Here is a 24406-nt window from a genome sequence, read left to right on the forward strand (position 1 = left end):
CCCGACAACGCGCCTGAAGCCCGTCGGCTCCTTCCAACACCCGGCACACGATCCGCTCACCGCCGCGGTCCCGCCAACCGACGCATGAATCAAACAGGCCCGCCGGGGGAAAACCCGGCGGGCCTCTCTTTTCCACGATTCCCCCGATCAGCCGCGCGCGGCGGTTCCCGGAAGGTTGCGCCGGTATTCCCGAGGGCTCTGTCCGACGATGCGGCGGAAGCTTTTCTCGAAATGGCTGAGGTCGCCGTAGCCGACGTTCATCGCCACTTCGGTGATGGGGAGGCGGCGGTCCGCGGCCAGGAGTTCCTGCGCCTTGTGGATGCGGATGCGGCCGAGCAGACCCTTGAAGGAGGTCCGAAGCTCCGTCCGGAACAGGTAGCTGAGGTGGGACGGGCTGACATGGGCTTGCCGGGACAGCTCGTCCAGCGTGATCGGATCGGCGAAGCGCTCGCCCAGGAACACCAGCGCCTTGCGCAAGCCGCCGTGCAGCCGGGCCAGCGCCGCCGGGTCCCGGGTCAGCGCGCAGTGCACCCAGTGGTCGGCGGGCGCCGGGGCCGGCGGAGGAACCGGCGCGGCTCCCGACGGGCCAACCGATTGCTCAGCCGGTTGGGTGGTGGACTCCGCGTGGGCCGGCATGGCGCCGCCGACCATCCAGGGGGCGTGGCGGCGCACGTCGCCATGGCGGATCGGCCGGCCCCCGGTCATCACCGCCAGCCGGGCGATCACCCGCTCCAGTTCGAACAGGTTCTCCGGCCAGCTGTGGGCCTTGCACAGGGCGATCAGTTCGTCGGTCCGCGTCTCGTCGGCGCGTCCGCCGTGGCGGTCGAGGGCGGCGAGGACCAGCGGCTCGATGTCCCCCGGCCGGTCGCGCAGCGGCGGCACGGTGGCGCACAGGAAATCCAGCTCGGCCAGCAGCGAACGGGAGAACCGCCCCTCCTCCGCCAGCCGCCGCAGGTCGGCGGTCGTCGAGGCGATGACCCGCGGGCTCCCCATTCCGTTGGCCATCCCGTTGCCCGCCCCATTGCCGGAGTGCGTCCAGCCGCCCGGCGCGTCGAGCCATTGACCGAGTTGGGACGGCATGTGCTGGACGATCTGCCCCTGCAGGGCCGGCGTCATCTCGTCCACACCGCTGAGGAACAGGGTGCCCCCGGCGGCCCGCGCGAACCAGTCGGCGGGAGTCCCCGCCGGGTCCGCCCCGTTGATCTGGACGAAGGGGCCGTCGCGCCGCGGTCCGCAACCATGGATCGCCGCGGCGAGCGGCGCCTTCTCCGTTCCGAACTCCCCGGTCAGCAGGACGGGCAGCGCGCTGTGGGCGGCCTGCTCCAGGAAAGCGTCCAGCTCGCGCAGCGCCGGGCTCATGCCGACCATCATCAGGGGCCGGCCGAACCGCCGCTCCGCCCAGCGCCGCACCTCGTAGCGCTTGGCCAGATAGCCGCACTGGCGGGCGACGTCCTGCAGAATGGGCGCTTCGGGCGCGACGCCGTCCGGCGCCTGGTCGAGAACCAGCCGCATCTCGCCGACCGGCGTGTCGGCGTAGGTGATGGGCACCACCACCGCCTCCGGGTCGGCCGCGGCGTCGTTGGGGTCGCCGTCCTCCGTCCAGCGAAGGCGCCCGCCCGCGCGGTCCTGGGCGAGCACCAGCGTGCCCATGTCCTGAAGCCAAAGCGCACCGCCGCGCAGCGGCGCGCGGTCGGCCAGCCGGCCCATCAGCCCGCCGATCAGGTCCGGCAGACTGCGAAAATCGGCCGAGGCCGGATGCAGGATCTCGTCCAGCGTGCCACAGACCGACACAGTCATCGCACCGCCTCCTTGATAAAGCCGTGCAGCATCTTCCGCGCGCGCCGGACCGTGAAGACGAATGCATGCATCGCGGAGCCGCGATGGCGGTAATCGGATTGATAAGATCGAATCATGACCGGAATCACCTGCCGCCGTTTCAGACAATGGGTTCACAGCCAATCGACGCTTCATGGCGTCAGGGCGTGAAGTCTTCGGCAGACCGGCTTTTTTTCCGGACAAACAAATGGGCCGCCCGGCGTCCGGTGTCCCGGCGCCGGGCGGCCCGTCAGGCCTCAATCAACGTGAAGGCATCACCGCGAACGGACCAGCGCCACCGGCTTGCGCTCGGCCTTGGCGTCCGGCTCACGCTCCGCCCCCTCGGCGTAGGCGCGGCCGTAGTAGCTGTCGAGCAGGAGCTGCCGGATTTCCGCGACCAGCGGGAAGCGCGGGTTGGCGCCGGTGCACTGATCGTCGAAGGCGGCCTCGGCGATGGCGTCCAACCGGGCCAGGAACTCCGCCTCCGGAACCCCGGCGGCCTGGATCGAGGCCGGGATGTCCAGCGTCCGCTTCAACTCCTCCACCCAGGCCACCAGCGTCTCCACCCGCTCATGGTCGCGGCTGCCGCCGAGGCCAAGGTGTCGGGCGATCTCGGCGTAGCGGGCGACGCCCTTGGGCCGGTCGTACTGGCTGAAGGCGGTCTGCTTGGTCGGGATGTCGGCGGCGTTGTAGCGGATGACGTTGGCGATCAGCAGCGCGTTGGCGACGCCGTGCGGCAGGTGGAACTCCGCCCCCAGCTTGTGTGCCATCGAATGGCAGACGCCGAGGAAGGCGTTGGCGAAGGCGATGCCGGCCAGCGTGGCGGCGCTGTGCACCTGCTCCCGTGCCTTGGGGTCCTTGCCGCCGTTGGCGTAGGCGGAGGGCAGATGCTCCTTCAGCAGCTTCAGCGCCTGCAGCGCCTGCCCGTCGGTGTACTCGTTCGCCAGGACGGAGACGTAGGCCTCCAGCGCGTGGGTCACCGCGTCGATGCCCCCGGCGGCGGTCAGGCCCTTCGGCATGTCCATCACCAGATTGGCGTCGATGATCGCCATGTTCGGCGTCAGTTCATAGTCCGCGATCGGGTACTTGATGCCGGTGCGCTCGTCGGTCACCACGGCGAAGGGCGTCACCTCAGACCCGGTGCCGGACGTGGTCGGGACGGCGACGAACTGCGCCTTCACGCCCAGTTTCGGGAAGGTGTAGATGCGCTTGCGGATGTCCATGAAGCGCAGGGCCAGATCCTCGAAGGCGACGTCCGGCGCCTCGTACATCACCCACATGATCTTCGCCGCGTCCATCGGCGAGCCGCCGCCCAGCGCCAGGATGACGTCCGGCTGGAAGGCGTTGGCGAGCGCCAGCCCGCGCCGCACCACCGCCAGAGTGGGGTCGGCGGCGACCTCGAAGAAGGTCTCCACCGCGAGGCCCAGACCCTTGAGGATGCGCACGGTCTCGTCGACGTGGCCGTTCTCGAACAGGAAGCGGTCGGTGACGATCAGGCAGCGCTTCTTGCCGCGCAGCTCCTCCAGCGCGAAGGGCAGGCAGCCGCGGCGGAAGTAGATGGATTTCGGCAGCTTGTGCCACAGCATGTTCTCGGCCCGCTTCGCCACGGTCTTGCGGTTGATGAGGTGCTGCGGCCCGACATTCTCGGAGATCGAGTTGCCGCCCCAGGAACCGCAGCCGAGCGTCAGCGACGGCGCCAGCCGGAAATTGTAGAGGTCGCCGATGCCGCCCTGCGACGACGGCGTGTTGATCAGGATGCGCGCCGTCTTCATCGCCTGCCCGAAGTGGCGGATGCGCTCCGGCTGCTGGTCCTGGTCGGTGTAGAGGGCGGAGGTGTGGCCGATGCCGCCCAGCGCGACCAGCGCCGCCGCCTTGTCGCAGGCGTCCATGAAGTCGCGGGCGCGGTAGAGCGCCAGGGTCGGCGACAGCTTCTCGTGGGCGAAGGGCTCGTCCTCGGTCACCGCCTCGACCTCGGCGATCAGCACCTTGGTGTTTGCGGGAACGCTCACCCCGGCCATGGCGGCGATGGCGCCGGCCGACTGGCCGACGATGTCGGCGTTCAGCGCGCCGTTCTTCAGCAGCACCTTGCGCACCGCATCGGCGTCCGTCCCTGACAGGATGTGGCCGCCATGGTGGGCAAAGCGGTCGCGCACCGCGTCATAGACGGCGTCCACGACGATGGCCGACTGCTCCGACGCGCAGACCACGCCGTTGTCGAAGGTCTTGGACATCAGGATCGAGGCGACGGCCCGCTTGATGTCGGCGAACTCGTCGATCACCGCCGGGGTGTTGCCGGCGCCGACGCCGATGGCCGGCTTGCCCGAGGAATAGGCCGCCTTGACCATGCCCGGCCCGCCGGTCGCCAGGATCAGGTTGATGTCGGGGTGGTGCATCACCGCGTTCGATAGATCCACCGAGGGCTCGTCGATCCAGCCGATGATGTCCGCGGGGGCGCCGGCCTCCACCGCGGCCTGGAGCACGATCCGCGCGGCCTCGCAGGTCGCCTTGCGGGCGCGGGGGTGCGGCGAGAAGACGATGCCGTTGCGCGTCTTCAGGCTGATCAGCGCCTTGAAGATGGCGGTCGAGGTCGGGTTGGTCGTCGGCACGATGGCGCAGATCAGGCCCACCGGCTCGGCGATCGTCATGATGCCGTATTCCGGGTCCTCCTCGAGGATGCCGCAGGTCTTCTCATCCTTGTACTTGTTGTAGATGTATTCGGAGGCGAAGTGGTTCTTGACGACCTTGTCCTCCATCACGCCCATGCGCGTCTCGGCAACCGCCAGCTTCGCCAGCGGGATGCGCGCGTTGGCCGCGGCCAGGGCGGCGCTGCGGAAGATGCGGTCCACGGTCTCCTGCGGGAAGCCGGCGTAGACTTTCTGCGCCTCCCGGACGCGAAGGACGAGGTCGTTGAGGTCTGCAAGCGTGGTGACGGGCATATCGTGTCGCCTCTGCGGTTGGCGCGCCGCCGGCCCCTTCGGGCCGGGCAAGGAGACCGGATGCGGACGGACGGGTCGAAGCCCTTGTGGAACAGCATCCGGGGCACGCACGGAAAATCGGTCATGGCCGGGCGGCGCTTCTTTCTGGTCCGCGCGGCAGGGAAACTATCCCCCCACCGCGGGGTGAGGGACCATGACCCAGGTCAAAACTGGTATGACCACTTTCGGGGTAGCGCCAGCCCTGATCCGCAGGCGTGCCCCACCCGGCCGAATCGGAAAACCCTCTTTCGAACGGGTGACAAATTGCGCTGGACAAGCGCTCCCGTTCTTCCTATAAGACGCCCCCGCACGCAGCGGCGCCCAGGTAGCTCAGTTGGTAGAGCAGGGGACTGAAAATCCCCGTGTCGGCGGTTCGACTCCGTCCCTGGGCACCATTCTCCCTTCTGTTTCAAAGGGTTAGTGGTGCGCTAATTGCTTACTGTGCTTAGCACAGTGCTAGCACAGCGACACAAGAATAAATTCCTACGCCTGCTAAGCTGCTGTTTTTGCTCGCTCCGCGCGCTATACGTTATTGCGTAATAGCACAGCGTAAGCACAGCCCTCCGAGCGGTGTGATTGCCTATGGGCGACGCTTTCAGCACGCCCTTCAAAGCGCGCACATGCCTGTCTCCCCCGCTGCTGCGCCGCCCCTCCACAGGTAGTTTAGCCCTCAGTAAACTGCTACTTTAAGTGATGAGAGCGTGGGAGCCTCCATGACCGAGTCGTTCCAACTGTTCCAGCGTGCAGGCAGCAGCAAATGGTGGGTGCGTTTCAGCATCAAGGGCCAAGGGCAAATCCGAAAGTCCCTGGACACCACCGACCAGAACGAAGCGCACCAGCGGGCACGCAAGGCGTTTTACGAAGCCTCCTACCGGGCTGAGAACGGGCTGACAGCGACCGTCGTCAAGTTCGCCACGGTGGCGGAGGAGTTCATCGCCAAGATCGAACGTGAGGTGAAACGCGGCGAACGGAACGTGGCACAGGGGCAGAAGGCTCCCGCCACCATCCGGCGCTACTTCGTGGGCTATTTCGGCGACCGCCCAGTGGACGGCATCACCGACCGCGACGTGAGCGCCTACATCGAGTGGCGCAAGGACTACTGGACGACAGGTCCGGGCAAGGACATCGCGTTCATCCCCTACATGCGGGCTGGCAGGCAAATCCGTCGCCCCGTCACCAAGCGCGAAGTCCCCAGCCTGTCCCGCCAGCGGAATGAAAGCGTCCTGCTGCGGCAGTTGCTGCGATTCGCTGCCAAGCAAGGCTACATCAAGCAGGCGGCAATGCCGGAGATCGAGGTGACGAAGGCGCCCGACGTGCCCCGCCCCAGCTTTACAGCTAATGAATTCGGCAAGCTGACGGAAACGTCCCTGGCGCGCATTTCCGAAACGTCCAACGACCGCGTCCGACGCGACCGTGCCATTCTGCACGCCTACATGATGATTGCAGCCTTCACAGGCTGCCGCCCGACGGAAATGAAGGGGCTGAACTGGGGAGACGTGTTGGGCTACCGTGACGGGCGTGAGAAGTCCTTTGCTGAACGCGACATCCGCATCCGTGTGCGTGGCAAGGGCAAGTTTCGCACCTTCATTCCACTGGAGGCGGCGCTACCCTCCTTCGACCTGCTGTGGACGTTTGCTAAGAACGCCCTGGGACGGGAGCCGATTGACAGTGACCCCGTCTTTGTAACCACACAGGGGAAGCGGCTGGACAGCGTGAAAAGAAGCCTCAGTGAGCTGCTGAGTGCATGCGACCTGCTAACCGACCACCGCGGCGTCCGCCGCACCTCCTACTCCTTCCGCCACTTCTACATCAGCCAGCAGTTGATGGCGGGCGTGGACGTTTTCATCCTCGCGCAAAACACGGGCACGAGCAGCGACATGATCCACCGTTTCTATGCGGACGTGAGGGAGTGTCCGGAATTTCGTGCTCGGCGGGGCGGGTTGAGTATCAGGCGTTCATCGCCTTTGCGAACCGCTCGCCGAAGATGACGGCCATCTGCGCCTTGGCGGCCGTCCATTCGCGCGGCGGCATCTTCCAGTCTTTCTCGGCGCGGTTCAAGACGAGAAACAGGAGCTTCAGGGCCGCCTCGTCATTGGGGAAGTGGCCCCTGGCGCGCACCGCCCGGCGCAGCTTCGAGTTCAAAGCCTCGATGGCATTGGTGGTGTAGAGGATGCGCCGGACCTCGCGGGGGAAGGCGAAGAAGGGAATGACCTCCTGCCACGCCCGTCGCCACGCCTTGCCGATGGCCGCGTACTTTTCACCCCAGGGTCCGTCCTCGAAGGCGGTCAGGGCCGCCTCGGCGGCCTTGTCGTCGACGGCGTCGTAGACCGTCTTCAGCGCGGCGGCGATGGTCTTGCGCTCCTTCCAGGACGCGAACTCCATGCTGTGGCGCAACAGGTGGACGATGCAGGTCTGGACGATGGTTTCGGGATAGGCGGCGGCGATCGCCTCGGGAAAGCCCTTCAGCCCGTCGACCACGGCCAGCAGGATGTCCTCGACGCCCCGGTTCCTCAGCTCGTTCAGCACGCGCAGCCAGAACTTGGCGCCTTCGTTCTGCTCGATCCACAGGCCCAGCACCTCCTTGGCGCCGTCGGCGCGCACGCCGATGGCCACATGGATGGCCTTGTTGCGCACCAGGCCTTCGTCCCGGATCTTGACCCGGATGGCATCCAGGAACACCAGCGGGTAGATCGCCTCCAGGGGCCGGTTCTGCCACGTCGTCACCTCCTCGATCACCGCGTCCGTCACCGTGGAGATCAGGTCGGCCGAGACCTCGATGCCATAGAGTTCCCGCAGATGCCCGGTGATCTCCCGCGTCGACATGCCTCGCGCGTACATCGAGATGATCTTCTCGTCGAAGCCGGGGAAGCGCCGTTGGTACTTGGCGATCAGCGCCGGGTCGAACGTGCCCGTCCGGTCGCGTGGAATGGACAGGTCCATCGACCCACGCTCGGTCAGCACCGTCTTGCGGCCGTAGCCGTTGCGCCGGTTGCCACTCTCGTCACCGGCCAGGTGATGATCCAACTCCGCCTTCAGCGCCCGCTCCGTCAGCGCCTTCTTCAATTGGTCGAGCAGGCCGTTCGGATCGAACGCCGTCTTGGCGTCAGCACCGGCCAACAGCTGGTCGAGGATTGCGTCCGGGATGACCGGCTCTTTGCGTCGTGCCATGCAGGGGCTCCTTTCGCTTCAGGATAACCCCGCCGAGCACGAAATTCCGGACACTCCCGGACGTGAAGCTGGAGTTGATGAAGGACCACTTGCGCCCGGAGTGGCAGAAGCTCCACGCTTCAGTATGACGCACAGCGGCGGGCAAGGTATCCACCCCTGCCCGCTCTGCACCTACCGTCACTTCTTCACCGCAGCGCGCGGCTTCTTGGTCGGCTTGTTCTTCTGGTTGGCCTTCAGCGCGGCGTCCAGTTCGCCGGCGGTCACGGCCTGCACCAGCGTGTCGATCACGGCGGGGAGCGCATCCAACGTTCCGACCTCCACGACCTTTTGACCGTTGGCGATCACGACGGGCGTGTTGCAGTAGCTCATCTGGAAAAGGTAGGCGCCGTTGGCGCCCTTCCAGAACCATTTCCGGGGCCGCTTGGTGCGCTGAACCAGCACCCGCTGCCCATCCTGCTCCTCGTAATGGCGGACCATTACGGTGTGCTGCCGCCCCTCCAGCTCGGCACGGACCATTTCCGCCTGCTGATGGAGGGACGCAACGACCTTTTCACGCATCCGTCCTTCGGCGGTAACTTCCCGCTTCCGAGCCACGTTCACCAGCTTCAAAGTATCCAGCGCGCCCATGTTGTTCACCATTTGTTTGCGTTGCTGATCAACGTCTAACACGGGCAGACCATATGTCTATCGATTTGATCGGGATATGGTGGGAGTCGGATAATCGAACTCGACTATCATCTGTAGCGGTGCAGCCTTATAAAAAATGGTTTATTTGGACAGACTAAGAACAATACGGCATTGTATAAGAGCAAATCCCCAGTATGATTAAATGCTCGATTGCATTAAGCGCGGTCCCATGAGTGAGAGTGCCCATGACGTTCTGTTTTGCTTTCATAGCTCCCGGTGATGGAATCGGGATAATTTCAGATACCCGAGTAACTTGGCGTACCGCATATGGTGATTGGGAGATCGGAGCGGATAAGGTACAAAAGGTATGGAATCCGAACCGCCAGTGTTTCTTCGCTATGGCCGGAAGCAAAACTTTATTATCAGCGCTTCTCAGCGGAATATCAGACCTTTTTACATCAATGCCCGACCGTGGGTGGTATCAATCTGTTCAGAATGAACTCCCGAAAAGATACTTGAACTTACTGAAAGACAGTGAATTCAGGACTTCTGAACATAATGCTCAAATTATCTACGGGAGCGTGCGACATAAACGTAGTTCTCAAATATTTAATTTATCTGATTACCATTTTTCTTACAAAGATGGCGCCTCTTATTTAGGTCACAACTTTGGGAAAGTCGATCATGTGGCAATTGGCGCGACCCGAGAAATAAGGAAACGGCTCACAGAAGCGGCTATACTTAATATGCAGGAGCTATATTCCCGTAAAGGCAATATCAAGATCCTTGAGGGGCATGAGAAGGAGGAACTTGCTGCCAAATTAAAGATTGAAGGCGATGCTACCTTTATGATTATGGATACGCGCCCAGGTGCAGGCGCTCCGTTCCCACGGATGATGCGTTCGATGGGTCAAGAATTATTCGGTCAATGGCCTGCGGCAATTAAGCCCACTGGGGCATTTCTAATCGGGACCGCCGCATTAAAAGCTATTGAACAAGAAATGGAACAGATTCGTCTGGAGGGACAACCCTACAGCGAGACTATCGGCACGGATTGGCAGCTATCAGTTCTAAATTTGAAGGACGGCTTCACTATAAATGACACAACAACTCAACCTTTCTCCACTTAAATACCCATATCAACGCCTTATACATAGGATTAAGAAATATAATTTTCCTATACACGGGAGCCGAGCACACCCTTAAGATCAATCTCTTTATATGATGCGATAATAGGAGATTTTACGATTCGATCGCGCTTCGCCTTCAACTAATATCACAAATTTTTCTATTATAGGGCGTTGAACTCATTGCGATTTCACGCGCATTCCCTTCAACGACATTTGCCAAATCGTCAAAGCGTTCTGCCCACTTAATATCTCTGCTGGCGCGTAAATGGTCGGCGATCATTTCAAGGCGTACAGACAGAGCGTAGGAGGCATACTGACTTTGTATAATATCAATGCTTCTCAGCTCGCTGTATAATTCGCGTATATTCCTCACCTTACTTTCCTCCCGCCATTTTCGCCTGAACAAACTGGCGCTGTTTTCGGGAAAGCCTATCCTTCAAATCGTTTATTTCGGCCTGTTTCTTTTGAGCTTGTGCGCGCTTCACTGCCATATCGGCTATCTTGATCTGCGTGCCTGCGTTCTCGTAAAAAAAGTCGTCAACTATATCCTTCCAGCGCATTTCACCCTCCTACTGTGCGGTTAGCAGATCTATTTATTGCTTGGGCTATGAAGCATGGGAAAAGACGAAAAAGGTCAAATTTATAGACCCCAGTTCTCGACGGGTTGTATAAATAAAGTTGAAGCGCAAGCCGTTCGCACCGGATGCTTCATTACCCGTCAGATGCAGTGATACATGAGATTTTGATGTTGCGCGTAACACGCGACGGGTGGGGCCAGGAGGAGTGCGAAAACCTCCTGGCCCATTTTCATATATCTGGACTGAACGGCAGTGAAGTATCTGCTACGTGGAAGGACTGGTTCGCCATTAGGAACACGTGAAGGCCGAGTGTAGTGTAGGCCGGCCCACCAGAAGGGCACCGCAAAGTAACCCCTTAAAGGATGCACCCAGAGAACCTGGCTCTGTCCAAAGGGCGGTCGGCGGTATAAGGCAAGGGAAACCGCGCCTGACAAATAGGACACGGTTGCACAAACCCTGTGGCACCATAGCGGTACAAAAACATAGCGAGAGGGAAGCAACTTGAAAATGTGAAAAGTTTATTATCACTAAAAGGGGTGGCTCTGTACCAGCAACCACCAGCTTGCTGCATAGTTTGCAATGTTTATACAGCAGGTTCCGCTACGGCCTCGGAAAATGCTTTTGTGTTGTACCACGTAACCGCAACACGCCAATCAGGCAAAGCATGCATTGCAACTGCGTCAAGCAGGTCCGCTTGCTGCGTTAACGCGCATTCTAATAGGGGGGATTGGAGATGAATGAGCAAATTACATAAGAGCAAGTAAAGTGCGTAGCACAAGTGCAGCGGAGTGAAACGGAGCGGATACGCAGTGCTACAGCAGGTGCGCAACGCGCACTGCTCCACAACATGCAATAGATAAGGCTAAGCTATCGGGTGTTATTTTGATGATAGCTCTGGCTAAATTCAGCCACTCCCATCAACCTATTTTCCTACCAAAAAGGACTTGGTCCTTGCGGACCAAGTGTTGTGCTTCGCACAAGCTCCGTGTGCCACTCCGCTTGCTGCTTGCACAACAGGACTTCACCAATCAATTTTTGTTGAAAGCTCACTTAATCAGTATGTATGCCACATCAACCCCAAGTACATATAGGCGTGCCGCATGGAAGATTGTGCGAATGTGGTCCGAGATAAAGGCAAGCAGGTTCGGCAGCGCAGCACGCGCATTTTTGTAATGCCCTGCCGCGCCACAGCGCGTTGCCTGTCTCGTTGAACGCCCGCCTGCTATGCCAGTAGCTCCCTCAGCGTCAAAGCGCGCCCAGACACTGGCCACGACCCTATGCGTGCTATGGGAGTTGGATAATCGAACTCGCCCAAGCTACCCTCTCAAAAGAGCCAGCATGGGGAAAAGCACGGAAGCAGAAGCAATAACCAATACCATGATTGCTGATCGCCGCAAAATTTGGTCCTTGGGCAACCAATCGGCACTTATCCACATCCGAATTGTATGCGCTACGATAGCTGGAGCGCCATACATCTGGACACCGATAACGAGTAACTGACCGTGGAAGTTCGGGCTTGGTGTGCCGTAGACAGCCCAGACCGTAGCAATTGATTGACTGGTTACAAACCCAACCGCCCCTCCAAGAAGGCTATTGGTAATGGGTGCAAGGGCATGGCTGCTACGTAGAGCCCGCCAAATGCCTGCCGGAAACATAGTGAGAAGCACAGCGCCACAAAGCAAATACCACGCAAATTCGTTTTGCGGTTCCTTTACAAACACTCCAAATATTACCGTGATAATCAACGGCGGTCCATAGACGGCCACCTCATCACCCCAATGGCTCTCCTTGTTCACAACCTCTTTCATGACTTCCATGAACTGCATAATTCACCCTCCATTAAAGTGAAACGCCTGTTCAGGTGCTGGCATACATGCCGCATGCGGAAGGTTAACACTTTAGATATATATTTCCGAAATGGATTCGCAATCCAGTAAATAGGAGCCTGTTGTGCCGATCACTCGTTCACGCCTGCTCTCGTTGCTGCTGGCTGCCCTTGTATATCTGGCGCTGAAAGCACTGCTCTACAGGGTCGCAGGCTTGTTCGATGTCGCCCCTAATGCCAGTGCCTGGTATCCGCCCATCGGGTTGATGTTGGCATTCACCATTCACAGTGGTTGGGCAGCAATCCCGTTCCTATTCATTCCATCTGATCTGCTCACCTATGGCACGGTCAACAGCTTCAGCCTGCTCATCATCCCGCAAGCCGTCATTGTGGGCGTAACCGGGCTTTTCTTTCGACGTTGGCTCTCACCCGAACTTTTCAGCACGTCGAGAGGCATTGGAACATTTATAACTACAGCTTTAATTTCCGTATCTGCGCTGTTCGTCATTTCGGCGGCGACTATACAGATCATCACCGCCCGCCACATTTCCATTACGGACAACATCAACTTCGCCTATTGGCTGGGGGATATGTCAGGGGTGTTGCTATGCACTCCCGTCTTTCTCGCACTATTTCATCTCGTCAATGACCAACCCGCTTGGAAATCAACCACGTGGTTTCCGCTGACAGCCTTGACCTTAGAGTGCGTAACAAAACCGACGTGGAGCGGTTGGGAGGGGTATGGCAGCCCCTCTTGTTTGCGACGCCCTATGGGCGATCATCGAGCCTCTGATCCCGCCGGAGCCGCCCAAGCCGAAAGGCGGCAGGCCACGCCTGGACGACCGCGCGGCGCTGACCGGCATCCTGTTTGTGCTGCGCACAGGCATTCCTTGGGAACTGCTGCCGGTGGAGATGGGGTGCGGCTCGGGCATGACCTGCTGGCGGCGGCTGCACGAGTGGCATCAGGCCGGCGTCTGGGAGCGGTTGCACCGTGTGCTGCTCGACCGGCTTGGCTACGCCAACGCCATCAACTGGGATCGCGCGGCAGTGGACAGCGCCAGCGTCCCGGCAAAAAGGGGGGCGAGGAGACCGGCCCGAACCCGACGGATCGCGGCAAGCCGGGCTCCAAGCGCCACATCCTTGTCGATGCCAACGGCATCCCCCTCGCCCTGAGGATCTCGCCGGCCAACCGGCACGACAGCAAACTCTTGGAGGCGCTGGTCGATGCCGTGCCGGCGATCCGCCAATGTGCGGGCCGGCCACGGCGCCGCCCGGCCAAGCTACACGCCGACAAGGGCTACGACTTCGCCCACTGTCGGCAGGCGCTGCGCCGGCGGGCGATCATCCCGCGCATCGCCCGGCGTGGCATCGAGAGCAGTGAGCGCCTCGGCCGACACCGATGGGTGGTCGAGCGTACGCTCGCCTGGTTCGCTCGCTTCCGTCGCCTCGCCCTACGCTACGAACGGCGCGCCGACATCTTCACAGCCTTCCACAACATCGCCGCCAGCCTCATCTGCTGGCGCTTCGTCCAGAGATGGTTCTGTTAGAGTGCGTAACAAAACCGGCCAGGAACGGTTGGTAGGGGCATGGCAGCCCCTCTTGTTTCCGACGCCTTGTGGGCGATCATCGAACCGCTGATCCCGCCGGAGCCGCCCAAGCCAAAAGGCGGACGGCCCCGGTTGGACGATCGTGCGGCGCTGACCGGCATCCTGTTCGTGCTGCGCACGGGCATCCCTTGGGAGCTTCTGCCGGTGGAGATGGGCTGCGGCTCGGGGATGACCTGCTGGCGGCGTCTGCACGAGTGGCATCGGGCCGGGGTATGGGAGCGACTGCATCGCGTGCTGCTCGACCGGCTCGGCTATGCCAACGCCATCAACTGGGATCGGGCGGCGGTGGACAGCGCCAGCGTTCCAGCAAAAAGGGGGGCGAGGAGACTGGCCCGAACCCGACGGATCGCGGCAAGCCGGGCTCCAAGCGTCACATCCTCGTCGATGCCAATGGCATCCCACTCGCCCTGAAGATTTCGCCGGCCAACCGGCACGATAGCAAGCTGCTGGAGACGCTGGTCGATGCCGTGCCGGCGATCCGCCAGTGTGCGGGCCGGCCACGGCGCCGCCCGGCCAAGTTGCACGCCGACAAGGGCTACGACTTTGCACACTGCCGGCGGGCGCTGCGCCAACGAGCGATCATTCCGCGGATCGCCCGGCGTGGCGTCGAGAGCAGCGAGCGTCTTGGCCGACACCGATGGGTGGTCGAGCGGACGCTCGCATGGTTCGCCCGCTTCCGCCGCATCGCCGTCCGATACGAACGGCGCGCCGACATCTTCACCGCCTTTCACCACATCGCCGCCAGCCTCATCTGCTGGCGCTTCGTCCAAAGATGGTTCTGTTAGGCGCTCTTAGGCACTCTAAGAATCCTTCGCAGCTGTGGGACCACGCGTTTCGAACCCATATCGATGACAAGTGTCGCCACCTTGTTTTCGCGATGTTTTTCTGCTCCGAGTACGGCGTGGAACGCGATACGCTCCGCCAAGCCTATGATCCGTTGCATACGGCCCTGTGCGCACGCTACGGCGTTGCGCATAATCCAAAAGATTTCGAGGAGGCGATACGAATACTGGAAGGCAGTTTCATCAAAATCAGCGGCAAGTTGATCAGCTATATCAATCCTTCGATTCGTGACTATATGGCAGAGTATTTAAATGACTTCACGCTGTTGGAAGATCTCGCTCGTTCTGCACAAAAAGCCAACTATGCCAAAGCGGTCTGGGATTTTGGGAGTAAAGACAGGCTCAACACGCTTGAGCGGCGAAGTCTAGCACTTGCATTCCAGTATGTGGCTGAAAATTTTCCGATCATCAGGGTATGGTCCCCAAGCCTGGACGAGCCCGGTTCATACATCGTGTCGGATATAGGGATCACTGATAGGCTCAAGCTGCTTCTGGATTGGTGGACGGCTAGCGGAGAAGCCAGGTTCGCGGTTCTTGCGCTTGAACTGGCGGCAACTCCTCCAGACGGATTTAGCCCTTGGCGGGATGGAGCGGAGATGGTCGAACTCCTGTGCGAGCTGCTCGATCCCTTCAATTTCGAAGACGCTCCTTTTGTTGAGGTAATGGTTGGGCATCTAGAGGCCGGCCTCATCGACATGCTCAACGGCCACATGGGAATGGACGACCTTAAGAAAATCTCCGATGCGATTGAGGAGAACAGCACAAGCGTCTCTTCACACATCATGAAGGCAATGGAGCATGCCATCGTTCGCGAATTTGAGGAAATATCGGACCGCGTTGTAGAGCTGGATTCAGAGTCCACGCTGAACGATTACATGGGCTATTTGGGCGCTCTTGCTCTCCGAGTAGGGATCCCGAAATCCATCGTGGAACGGGCCGAAAAGGCTGTGAAAGAGCGGATCGAGGCCATTGAGGAAGAAGCCACAATCGCTGAAGCACCTGAAGTTGGCCGTGGAAAGCGGGAGAACGAAACCTTCGACGATACTGCAATCCAGAACCTTTTTGCGCCCCTTCTGTCCCTGTAGTGCCACTTCGACGTTCATCATGGATGCTACTCTCCCTTAAAGTGGAGGTTCCAATTCTCAATTCTTTGTTTTATAGGTAATTTTGATGCAATAATTTCGCATAGAGACCACCCATGCTGACGTCGCTCAAGGTAATTGAGAATCTCGGGATTTTCTCCAAGTACAGTGCCGCGAACAACCTGCCGGAGTTTCAGCGCTTTAACGTAATTTACGGTGATAACGGCTCGGGTAAAACGACGCTGTCGCGGCTGTTCGCAACTCTCCCGACCGGCAGGCATCTTGAATACCCCGATCTAAAATACTCCATTACTACGCAGTTGGGCGCTTTGACGCACGGACAAAACTATCCAAGGAAAGTCCGGGTCTTCAACGCCGACTATGTCGAGGCAAATATCGGCCAGTGTGAGGGACATATCCCTCACATCCTAATCGTTGGGGAAGATAATATGGCTCTCGCGCAGGAAGTTGCTGACGAACAGGCCGCTTATACAGAACGGCTCAAGGGGATCAAGGCTGCAACAGATGCCATCACAAAATTGGAGAGCGATCGGGGAAAGCTATTTTCGGCTATTGCAAAGACGATCGGCGAAGCGACCAGCGGCGCAACGTTGCGGAGCTATCGTAAGCCCGATGCCGAAGCAGCCTACCGCAAGCTGAAAAACTTTAAGAAGCCATCCGATGCCGAACTTGTAGTCTATCGCACGACCTTACATCAGGAGCAGCTTGAGGCCGTTCAATGCGCGACTCTCCCCCTTGAGAACAGCGTTGACGGCGCCAGCCGAAATCTGTTGGAGATCCTCAGTGCTATTGCCTCCGATGTAAGCGCTCTCACCGCGCGCACCGCCCAGTCAGCTGTGATTGCTCGCCTTGAAGAGAATGGCGACCTCTATGATTGGGTTGAGCGCGGTATTGCTATCCATCGCGATCACAAGTCTGAGCGTTGTGAGTTTTGCGACCAGATGTTGCCTACCGCGCGCATGAAGCAGTTGGTAGGCCATTTCAGTGACGAAGATCAGAACCTGAAATTCGATATCGAGGCTGAGCAGAAGCATCTCGACGTTGTACGAGACTACATTCATCAGTTGGTCATTCCAGCAAAGGCGCAATTCTATTCCGAGCTGCGGGAGGAAGCCGAAGCCACTTCGCTCGCGCTCGAAAACGCAAAGGCGAGCGCGCTGAAATTTGTTGATGATGCTGATGCCGCGCTCATGCAAAAGCTTACGCAGCGCACGAGGTCTTATGAGGTGAGCCTGACAACAGATTTCTCAGGCCTATCGGTAGCGCTTACGAGAACTGAGGCGCTGTGTGATCGCCACAATCAGAAAACCTTTGCTTTTGATGCCGAGAAGGCAAAGGCGCGCGACGCCATTGAAATGAGCTACCTGTTATCGATTTCACCCCAGGTCATTGCACTGGACGACGAGATCACCAAAGCCAGGAAGGTCATTGAGGACCTCAAAGACGGTGCATTAGAGCCGTTTTTGGCGCGTACTCTTGAAGATCTCGAAAAATCGATCACTGAAAAGCGAGCTAAAGTTGCGAATGCACACAAAGCTGGCGAAGACATCACCAGGAGGTTACAAAATTTTCTTGGGCGTACAGAGCTTTCATTTGCCTCAGCGGACCAGGGATACTTGGTTTACCGCAGAGGGAAGCCAGCCAAGCGCCTAAGTGAAGGCGAGAAAATGGCAATCGCTTTTATCTACTTCCTTGTTCAACTTGGTGATCAGGCCTTCGATATCGCCGAAGGCGTTGTGGTGATCGATGATCCTATCTCAAGCCTAGATTCATCAGCGATCTACCAAGCATTCTCCTACCTCAAGAATGCCGTCAAGGATGCCAAACAGGTTATCATCCTCACGCACAACTTCGACTTCCTGAAGCTGGTGCTGAACTGGTTTCACGGAATCCCCACGAAAGCTGGGTTTAAGTCATACTACATGGTCGTATGCACGGAGAACGAGAACGGGCGCAACGCACGGCTATGCAAGCTCGATCAGCTGCTTCAGGATCATGCCTCTGAATACCAGTACCTCTTCAAAAAGCTTTACACGTATAAGTCCGACGGGACAATTGAAAGTGCCTATCACATTCCCAATGTCGCACGAAAAGTTTTGGAGACATTTCTGGAATACTACGAGCCTTCTTCTGCCAATCTTTACAAAAAACTCGACGCGATCGACTTCGATCCTCTCAAAAAGGCTGCCATTTTCAAGTTTGCTAATGATCTTTCACATATGACTGGCAAAGGGTTTGATCCGGCATTGGTCGCCGAGACACAAAAGAACACTGCCTATCTCTTGGAGATGATCGCAACGTTAGCCCCAAAGCATCATGCGGGTCTTGTGAAGCTCAGTTCTTAAGGCTCTGCGTCCGCTTCTCAGCAGACATTCAATTTCTGCTGAGAAGCGTACAGCCGAAAAGTGGAAATATGGTATGGCCCGTCATTCGATCCGGTGCTGACGAATAGTCGCTATCAAGTTTTCATTGTCGAACGGCTTATAGAACACATGGTCAGCGCCCCAGGTGCGCGCCATTGCCGCCGTGCTTTCGATAGGGATGCGGGCAGCGCCCCCGGTGATGACAAAGACGGGCGTGTTCGGGCGGATAGCGCGCATCCGCTGGAGAAGGTCGATGCCGTTCAGGCGCGGCATCCATACGTCTGCGATCACCAGATCGAAGGCACTAGTGCACTGACGCAGACATAGGATTCACAGCGGCCGGCCGACGTGCGATTCTGTCGGCATGGCCCAGACCGTCAGCATCATCGTTGGAGCGGAGGACCGCGCGCGCTTGGCCGCGATCCTCGGCGACCGGAACCGCCCTCAGAAGCATGTGCAGCGGGCGACCATCATCGTGCTCTCGGCCGAGCGGCTACCGGTGCAGGAGGTGGCGCGCCGCGCCGGTGTCAGCCGCCCGGCGGTCTGGCGCTGGCAGGTGCGCTACGCCGAACAGGGCGTGGACGGGCTGCTGCGCGACAAGACGCGTAAACCTGGGCGGGCGCCGCTGCCCACCGCTACGGTAGCCAAGGTGCTGGCGCTGACCTGCTCGGAACCACCCGGCGCGGTGACGCATTGGACCGGCCGGGCGGTGGCCAAGGCGGTCGGCATCAGCCTGCGCGCCGTGCAGCGCATCTGGGAGGCCAATCGCCTTCAGCCCCATCGCATCCGCACCTTCAAGCGCTCCAACGACCCGGCCTTTGCCGCCAAGGTCGAGGACATCGTCGGGCTCTACATGGACCCGCCGTGCCACGCAGTGGTGCTGTCCATCGACGAGAAGAGCCAGATCCAGGCGCTCGACCGCACCCAGCCCGGCCTGCCGCTGAAGCCCGGCAAGTGCGGGACGATGACGCACGACTACAAGCGCAACGGCACCACCACGCTGTTCGCCGCGCTGAACACGCTGGACGGCACGGTGGTCGGGCGCTGCCTGCCCAAGCACACCCACAAGGAGTTCATCAAGTTCCTGAACGCTGTGGAGCGCGCCGTCCCGGCGGGCAAGGTGATCCATGCCATCGTCGATAATTACGCCACCCACAAGCATCCCAAGGTCCTGGAATGGCTGGCTGATCACCCGCGCTGGGTCTTCCACTTCACGCCTACCTCGGCCTCCTGGATCAATGCCGTCGAGGGCTTCTTCTCGATCATCACCCGCAGACGCATTCGGCGCGGCGTCTTCAAGTCCGTGGCCGACCTCCAGGACGCCATCGCCCGCTACATCCGCGAGCACAACAAGGCATCCAAACCCTTCGTCTGGATCAAGCCCGCCGACACCATCCTCGCCAAGATCGCCCGGCTCCCTGCACCTTCTGAATGAGTCAGTGCACTAGATTGCAGCCGTGTTAGAGTGCGTAACAAAACCGGCTGGGAACGGTTGGTAGGGGCATGGCAGCCCCTCTTGTTTGCGACGCCTTGTGGGCGATCATCGAACCTCTGATCCCGCCGGAGCCGCCCAAGCCGAAAGGCGGACGGCCCCGGCTGTGCGATCGTGCTGCGCTGACCGGCATCCTGTTCGTGCTGCGCACGGGTATTCCTTGGGAGCTTCTGCCGGTGGAGATGGGCTGCGGCTCGGGTATGACCTGCTGGCGGCGTCTGCACGAGTGGCATCGGGCTGGCGTGTGGGAACGGCTGCATCGTGTGCTGCTCGACCGTCTCGGCTATGCCAACGCCATCAACTGGGATCGTGCGGCGGTGGACAGCGCCAGCGTCCCGGCAAAAAGGGGGGTGAGGAGACCGGCCCGAACCCGACGGATCGCGGCAAGCCGGGCTCCAAGCGCCACATCCTCGTCGATGCTAACGGCATCCCGCTCGCCCTGAGGATCTCGCCAGCCAACCGGCACGACAGCAAGCTGCTGGAGGCGCTGGTCGATGCCGTGCCGGCGATCCGCCAGTGTGCGGGCCGGCCCCGGCGGCGACCGGCCAAGCTGCATGCCGACAAGGGCTACGACTTCGCTCACTGCCGGCGGGCGCTGCGCCAACGAGCGATCATTCCGCGGATTGCCCGGCGTGGCGTCGAAAGCAGCGAGCGTCTCGGCCGATATCGATGGGTGGTCGAGCGTACGCTCGCTTGGTTTGCCCGCTTCCGCCGCATCGCCGTCCGCTACGAACGGCGCGCCGACATCTTCACTGCCTTTCACCATATCGCGGCCAGCCTCATCTGCTGGCGCTTCGTCCAGAGATGGTTCTGTTAGGCGCTCTTAGCGCCTCTTCACCATCAACAGCTTCATCTACAGTGTATCCGGCATCTTCCAGGCTGGTGCGTAGCGAATAGCGGACGTTCTCGGCATCATCGACAATCAGAATCTTCATGGCGCCTTCACTCAGCAGTGCTCTGAATAGATAGCACAAAGCATGCACCTTGGGGAGCCTGAGTGGTGAGCTTGATGGAGCCATTACGACGCAACAGGAGGTCACGCACAACCGCCAACCCCAAGCCCGTTCCGCGTCCATGCGGCTTGGTGGTGAAGAACGGCTCCATGATGCGCTCCGCGTCCTCTGCGGAGATGCCGGGACCATCGTCCTTGACAGTCACGGTTACGGACCCGTTTGCGGGCTGGCCGACGTGAAGGGTGACGTGGCCTCTCTGGTCGGTCGCATCCAGCGCGTTTACCACAAGGTTCGTGACGATCTGGGTGACTTCCGTCCGTGTCAGGTTGACCAAGGCTGCCGGCACGTCGTGAGTCAACATGATTGCGAAGGTGGGCGGGAGCGTCGATGTCAGTAGCGCAATCGAGTCGCGCAGAGCGGCGACCAGTTCTGTGCCTCCTCCGATCTCTTCCTCATTGCGGGCAAAGGACAGTACCTGACGGACCAGCCGGGCGGACCCACGGGCGCTGTCCTCGATGATGCTGAGGGCCTTGCTGAGCCGTTCTGGTTTGGTGACGGCATCTTTGCGGGCTTGCTGGCTGAGATTGATGATGGGGTGAAGCAGGTTGTTGAGTTCATGCGCCATGCCGCCGGCAATTTCTCCGATGGCGACCATGCGGCGCTGATGCTGCTCTGCGTGTTCCCTCCGACGCTGCTCCGTCACGTCCCGCACAATGGCAATCAGCGTCTCCCCCGGTGGTGAGGCTGATGCGGGCTTGACCGTCCAGTGCAACGTCCGTCCACTCGACGGCACGTCTCCCTCAAACTCAGGGATTTGCTGAAGCCGCAGGAGAATAGGCACGGCGTCAGGGGTGAAGCGAAGGAAGGTCGGATTGGCGAAGGCGACGCTCAGCCGGTCAGAATGATGCTCCAGCAGGGCAATGCCCAACGGCGCTTCCTCTATGGCGCGGACCAAGTTGGCATTCCTGCCGAGCAGTTCCATGCGTGTGCTGCCTAAGGCCCCCAAAAGCAAGCCTGTCGCTCCTGCGGCCAGCATGAACACCTGAAGATCGACCACATCGCGGGTGTCCAAAACTCCACGCACAAGCAGGACAAGCCCAAGATTGACCAGAGAAGCGGTTAGCGTTGAAGCGCCAAAGCCCCATAGGAACCCGGCAACCGCTATGGGCAGGATGAGAAGGAAGAACGAACTGGCCGGACTGGACAGCAGGTTTCGCGACAGGAACCATATCAGCAAGGCGGCAGCAGCTAATCCAGCGGATCGCGCTAAGAGTGCCTAACAGAACCATCTCTGGACGAAGCGCCAGCAGATGAGGCTGGCGGCGATGTTGTGGAAGGCTGTGAAGATGTCGGCGCGCCGTTCGTAGCGTAGGGCGAGGCGACGGAAGCGAGCGAACCAGGCGAGCGTACGCTCGACCACCCATCGGTGTCGGCCGAGGCGCTCACTGCTCTCGATGCCACGCCGGGCGATGCGCGGGATGATCGCCCGCCGGCGCAGCGCCTGCCGACAGTGGGCGAAGTCGTAGCCCTTGTCGGCGTGTAGCTTGGCCGGGCGGCGCCGTGGCCGGCCCGCACATTGGCGGATCGCCGGCACGGCATCGACCAGCGCCTCCAAGAGTTTGCTGTCGTGCCGGTTGGCCGGCGAGATCCTCAGGGCGAGGGGGATGCCGTTGGCATCGACAAGGATGTGGCGCTTGGAGCCCGGCTTGCCGCGATCCGTCGGGTTCGGGCCGGTCTCCTCGCCCCCCTTTTTGCCGGGACGCTGGCGCTGTCCACTGCCGCGCGATCCCAGTTGATGGCGTTGGCGTAGCCAAGCCGGTCGAGCAGCACACGGTGCAACCGCTCCCAGACGCCGGCCTGATGCCACTCGTGCAGCCGCCGCCAGCAGGTCATGCCCGAGCCGCACCCCATCTCCACCGGCAGCAGTTCCCAAGGAATGCCTGTGCGCAGCACAAACAGGATGCCGGTCAGCGCCGCGCGGTCGTCCAGGCGTGGCCTGCCGCCTTTCGGCTTGGGCGGCTCCGGCGGGATCAGAGGCTCGATGATCGCCCATAGGGCGTCGCAAACAAGAGGGGCTGCCATACCCCTCCCAACCGCTCCACGCCGGTTTTGTTACGCACTCTAACAGCGCAATGAACGCTGCGCGTGCTATAGGCACATCGGCTGTGTACCGTCCCGGTCATAAGATGCACATTGATAGCAGTAGATATGATAAGGGCCTTTGGCTGTTACAATCTCTACAAATTTTGCCTTGGCTTGAATAAGCTGCCCCACTTGGCTGCCGACTTGTGAATGATGCTCAAAGTCTTCACACAGTGCCTGTTCGTCAGTCAGCAAGATGCGCGCTGATATGTGCGACAGATCATCTTAAGCAGCAGCATGGCAGCGCAAGAACAGCTTATCGGGTTCTAATCATCTGGAATGTGATGAAGTTCAATTTTATGGCTACGATACTACTTTTGACGAGGTTGTACTCGCTCATTTGTGGTGCCCAAGCGACCCATATTTTTACGCTCGCCGCTCAAAGCATATTGGAGAGCTCTATCCACGATTTTTAAACATTCTAGCCGATACATACATTGCCACGCTTGAGCATGGCCGAATATTCTTGTTAGTAATGGAAGATCGCTGGCAATACGTTGATGGCTTTCGCACTCGATATCGCCACTCACGTCTGCGGTGGCAGCCATCCAGAAGCGCGCAGAAGGGCTTGCTTATGAACTATAGCGAGGGGTCGAATTGGCTGGCTTATTCTGAGGACCGGCTGCGAAAGCTTGTTGAAGAGATTGCTCGCGCGCATCGCGTCATTGTGATGATTGCCAGGACTTCTCAAAGCGTTCCGGTTAAAGCAGGTTTCATCGCTGAGGAAATGCACTCGCTGACTTTCAACCTAGACGCAATAATGAAAGGCGCTATTGCAGAAGCTTGCACTGATCGGCATGAGAGCTTCTATGATTTCGAGTTTCAGAAAAACGGCCCAAGCGACCTTGTCGTTGCAAATGAGTACATAACACTGTTAGCTCAGGTAAAGTTCTACTCTACTCCTCAAGGAACTGCTGCTGCGTTGAGGGAATTAAGAGCCGGCGTACACGTCTATGCAAATATGCTGCTTGTTGCACCTACAGACCAAATCATTGGTGTCAGTGATGCTGCTCGCAAGACCATGTTGCGGGAGCGCGCTAAAGCGCGGCGTTTGGAAGTCGCAAACGCAGCAGAATACGTTATGAATACAGTGTCCGATGTTATTGATCTTGGTGGGGTAGTATCAAAACCAATAGCACTTAAGGAAGCACACGATATAGCAATGTGGCCATGCGGACTAACATTTTATAGCTTCGTGGAGCCATTTATTTATGATGTCGTATTCGACATCATGCGGCAGCGTCACCACATTGGCGCACCACATGGCATTTCTCCGTTCCTAAATGATTATGATATGCTTCGGCAGAGCGGTTTTGACGCTGAATACATTGATGCCCTACATCGGACGAGAATGCACGTTGCGCATTGCGCCGCAACCATCCCTCCGATACCCAACATTCCATTTTATCAGGCGGATAATGAGCCTGTGCCATGGTGACGGGGAGATTGTGCCTTATGGCTTAGAGCCTGCTTGGGAACTGACCGAGAACACAATATGTCCTGGAAACGTAGTGGCTCTTACCCCTGCTTGCCGCCGCTCACTGGCAAGCCAATGAGCATCCGGATTATTCCGTGTAGGGTTGCTCTGTGGTAAGACCGCTGCCCTCACTCAGAGTGAGGCACATTGTCCGCGGTACAAGCGCCTGCCAGAGCGATGAAAGGCGCGAGCGCTAAATACACAGCTTGCGGAAATCATCGAGCTGTAGGGTGCAGCTATAGCTCTGGCTCAAGCACTACGCTTGCACCGTTTGAGAACGTGGGGCACCATAAGGGGACAAGCAAACGC

General features: G+C 59.6%; 18 protein-coding genes, 1 tRNA gene and 1 pseudogene. 11 read left to right on the forward strand and 9 right to left on the reverse strand.

What is annotated here, in order from left to right:
- Positions 1-147: 147 nt before the first annotated feature.
- Positions 148-1797, reverse strand: a complete 1650-nt coding sequence (locus Sp245p_RS32250) for an AraC family transcriptional regulator (RefSeq protein ID WP_165360030.1) — start codon at positions 1795-1797, stop codon at positions 148-150.
- A gap of 293 nt (positions 1798-2090) precedes the next feature.
- Entirely contained in the window at positions 2091-4751 is a 2661-nt protein-coding gene (gene adhE, locus Sp245p_RS32255) for a bifunctional acetaldehyde-CoA/alcohol dehydrogenase (RefSeq protein WP_014200171.1), read from the reverse strand.
- 358 nt (positions 4752-5109) lie between these two features.
- Between adhE and Sp245p_RS32260 the strand changes: the two genes are divergently transcribed.
- Together Sp245p_RS32260 and Sp245p_RS32265 are read left to right on the forward strand one after the other, a co-directional pair.
- A tRNA-Phe gene (locus Sp245p_RS32260) sits at positions 5110-5185 on the forward strand.
- 318 nt (positions 5186-5503) lie between these two features.
- Positions 5504-6778: a tyrosine-type recombinase/integrase gene (locus Sp245p_RS32265; protein ID WP_014200173.1), complete on the forward strand. Its 1275-nt coding sequence runs from the start codon at positions 5504-5506 to the stop codon at positions 6776-6778.
- On the opposite strand, the gene Sp245p_RS32270 is transcribed toward Sp245p_RS32265, so the two are convergent.
- Positions 6738-7958 carry an IS256 family transposase gene (locus Sp245p_RS32270; protein ID WP_109138360.1) on the reverse strand — a complete coding sequence of 407 codons (1221 nt, stop codon included), beginning with the start codon at positions 7956-7958 and terminating at the stop codon, positions 6738-6740. The two genes, Sp245p_RS32265 and Sp245p_RS32270, sit on opposite strands and share 41 nt — an antisense overlap.
- Before the next feature lie 177 nt (positions 7959-8135).
- Positions 8136-8516, reverse strand: a complete 381-nt coding sequence (locus Sp245p_RS32275; protein WP_246119837.1) for a hypothetical protein — start codon at positions 8514-8516, stop codon at positions 8136-8138.
- 314 nt (positions 8517-8830) lie between these two features.
- Between Sp245p_RS32275 and Sp245p_RS32280 the strand changes: the two genes are divergently transcribed.
- Positions 8831-9715, forward strand: a complete 885-nt coding sequence (locus tag Sp245p_RS32280; RefSeq protein WP_129557292.1) for a hypothetical protein — start codon at positions 8831-8833, stop codon at positions 9713-9715.
- Between the two features lie 374 nt (positions 9716-10089).
- Here the strand turns inward: Sp245p_RS32280 and Sp245p_RS32285 are convergent, their stop codons facing one another.
- Positions 10090-10275: a hypothetical protein gene (locus tag Sp245p_RS32285; RefSeq protein ID WP_041814726.1), complete on the reverse strand. Its 186-nt coding sequence runs from the start codon at positions 10273-10275 to the stop codon at positions 10090-10092.
- Positions 10276-11609: 1334 nt separating this feature from the next.
- The gene (locus Sp245p_RS32290) at positions 11610-12119 is read right to left on the reverse strand and encodes a hypothetical protein (RefSeq protein WP_129557293.1); all 510 of its coding nucleotides are present in this window, start codon (positions 12117-12119) and stop codon (positions 11610-11612) included.
- A gap of 124 nt (positions 12120-12243) precedes the next feature.
- On the opposite strand from Sp245p_RS32290, the pseudogene Sp245p_RS32295 reads away from it, so the two are divergent.
- The 5 genes and pseudogenes from Sp245p_RS32295 to Sp245p_RS32315 form a co-directional block, all read left to right on the forward strand.
- Positions 12244-12801, forward strand: a pseudogene (locus Sp245p_RS32295) (MASE1 domain-containing protein); the annotation flags it as partial.
- A gap of 58 nt (positions 12802-12859) precedes the next feature.
- Positions 12860-13665 (forward strand): IS5 family transposase gene (locus Sp245p_RS32300; RefSeq protein ID WP_088123918.1). Its coding sequence is split into 2 segments (ribosomal slippage): positions 12860-13187 and positions 13187-13665, totalling 807 coding nucleotides; the frame shifts between segments, so codons are not numbered across the junction.
- A gap of 39 nt (positions 13666-13704) precedes the next feature.
- A protein-coding gene (locus Sp245p_RS32305) for an IS5-like element ISAzba7 family transposase (RefSeq protein ID WP_088123915.1) occupies positions 13705-14510 on the forward strand; the annotation gives its coding sequence in 2 pieces (ribosomal slippage) (positions 13705-14032 and positions 14032-14510; 807 coding nt in all).
- A 116-nt stretch (positions 14511-14626) separates the two neighbouring features.
- On the forward strand, positions 14627-15652 hold the full coding sequence (locus tag Sp245p_RS32310) for a hypothetical protein (protein WP_129557294.1): 1026 nt from the start codon (positions 14627-14629) through the stop codon (positions 15650-15652).
- Between the two features lie 113 nt (positions 15653-15765).
- Positions 15766-18015: an AAA family ATPase gene (locus tag Sp245p_RS32315; protein WP_014239145.1), complete on the forward strand. Its 2250-nt coding sequence runs from the start codon at positions 15766-15768 to the stop codon at positions 18013-18015.
- Positions 18016-18096: 81 nt separating this feature from the next.
- Here the strand turns inward: Sp245p_RS32315 and Sp245p_RS32320 are convergent, their stop codons facing one another.
- Complete coding sequence (locus tag Sp245p_RS32320; RefSeq protein ID WP_145644933.1) at positions 18097-18363, reverse strand: response regulator; 267 nt, start codon at positions 18361-18363, stop codon at positions 18097-18099.
- 34 nt (positions 18364-18397) lie between these two features.
- On the opposite strand from Sp245p_RS32320, the gene Sp245p_RS32325 reads away from it, so the two are divergent.
- Together Sp245p_RS32325 and Sp245p_RS32330 are read left to right on the forward strand one after the other, a co-directional pair.
- Positions 18398-19468, forward strand: coding sequence for an IS630-like element ISAzba6 family transposase (locus Sp245p_RS32325; RefSeq protein WP_014198268.1), 1071 nt, complete (start codon positions 18398-18400; stop codon positions 19466-19468).
- 68 nt (positions 19469-19536) lie between these two features.
- Positions 19537-20342, forward strand: a protein-coding gene (locus Sp245p_RS32330) for an IS5 family transposase (RefSeq protein ID WP_088123925.1) whose coding sequence is annotated in 2 segments (ribosomal slippage) — positions 19537-19864 and positions 19864-20342 — 807 coding nt in all. Because the reading frame shifts where the segments join, the coding sequence is not laid out codon by codon here.
- 125 nt (positions 20343-20467) lie between these two features.
- On the opposite strand, the gene Sp245p_RS32340 is transcribed toward Sp245p_RS32330, so the two are convergent.
- Together Sp245p_RS32340 and Sp245p_RS32345 are read right to left on the reverse strand one after the other, a co-directional pair.
- On the reverse strand, positions 20468-21715 hold the full coding sequence (locus Sp245p_RS32340) for a sensor histidine kinase (protein ID WP_041814724.1): 1248 nt from the start codon (positions 21713-21715) through the stop codon (positions 20468-20470).
- A 39-nt stretch (positions 21716-21754) separates the two neighbouring features.
- Positions 21755-22560 (reverse strand): IS5 family transposase gene (locus Sp245p_RS32345; RefSeq protein WP_088123918.1). Its coding sequence is split into 2 segments (ribosomal slippage): positions 21755-22233 and positions 22233-22560, totalling 807 coding nucleotides; the frame shifts between segments, so codons are not numbered across the junction.
- A gap of 634 nt (positions 22561-23194) precedes the next feature.
- On the opposite strand from Sp245p_RS32345, the gene Sp245p_RS32350 reads away from it, so the two are divergent.
- Positions 23195-24058, forward strand: coding sequence for a hypothetical protein (locus tag Sp245p_RS32350; protein ID WP_129557295.1), 864 nt, complete (start codon positions 23195-23197; stop codon positions 24056-24058).
- The last annotated feature ends 348 nt before the right edge of the window (positions 24059-24406 follow it).

This window comes from Azospirillum baldaniorum (genome assembly GCF_003119195.2).
Classification (GTDB): domain Bacteria; phylum Pseudomonadota; class Alphaproteobacteria; order Azospirillales; family Azospirillaceae; genus Azospirillum; species Azospirillum baldaniorum.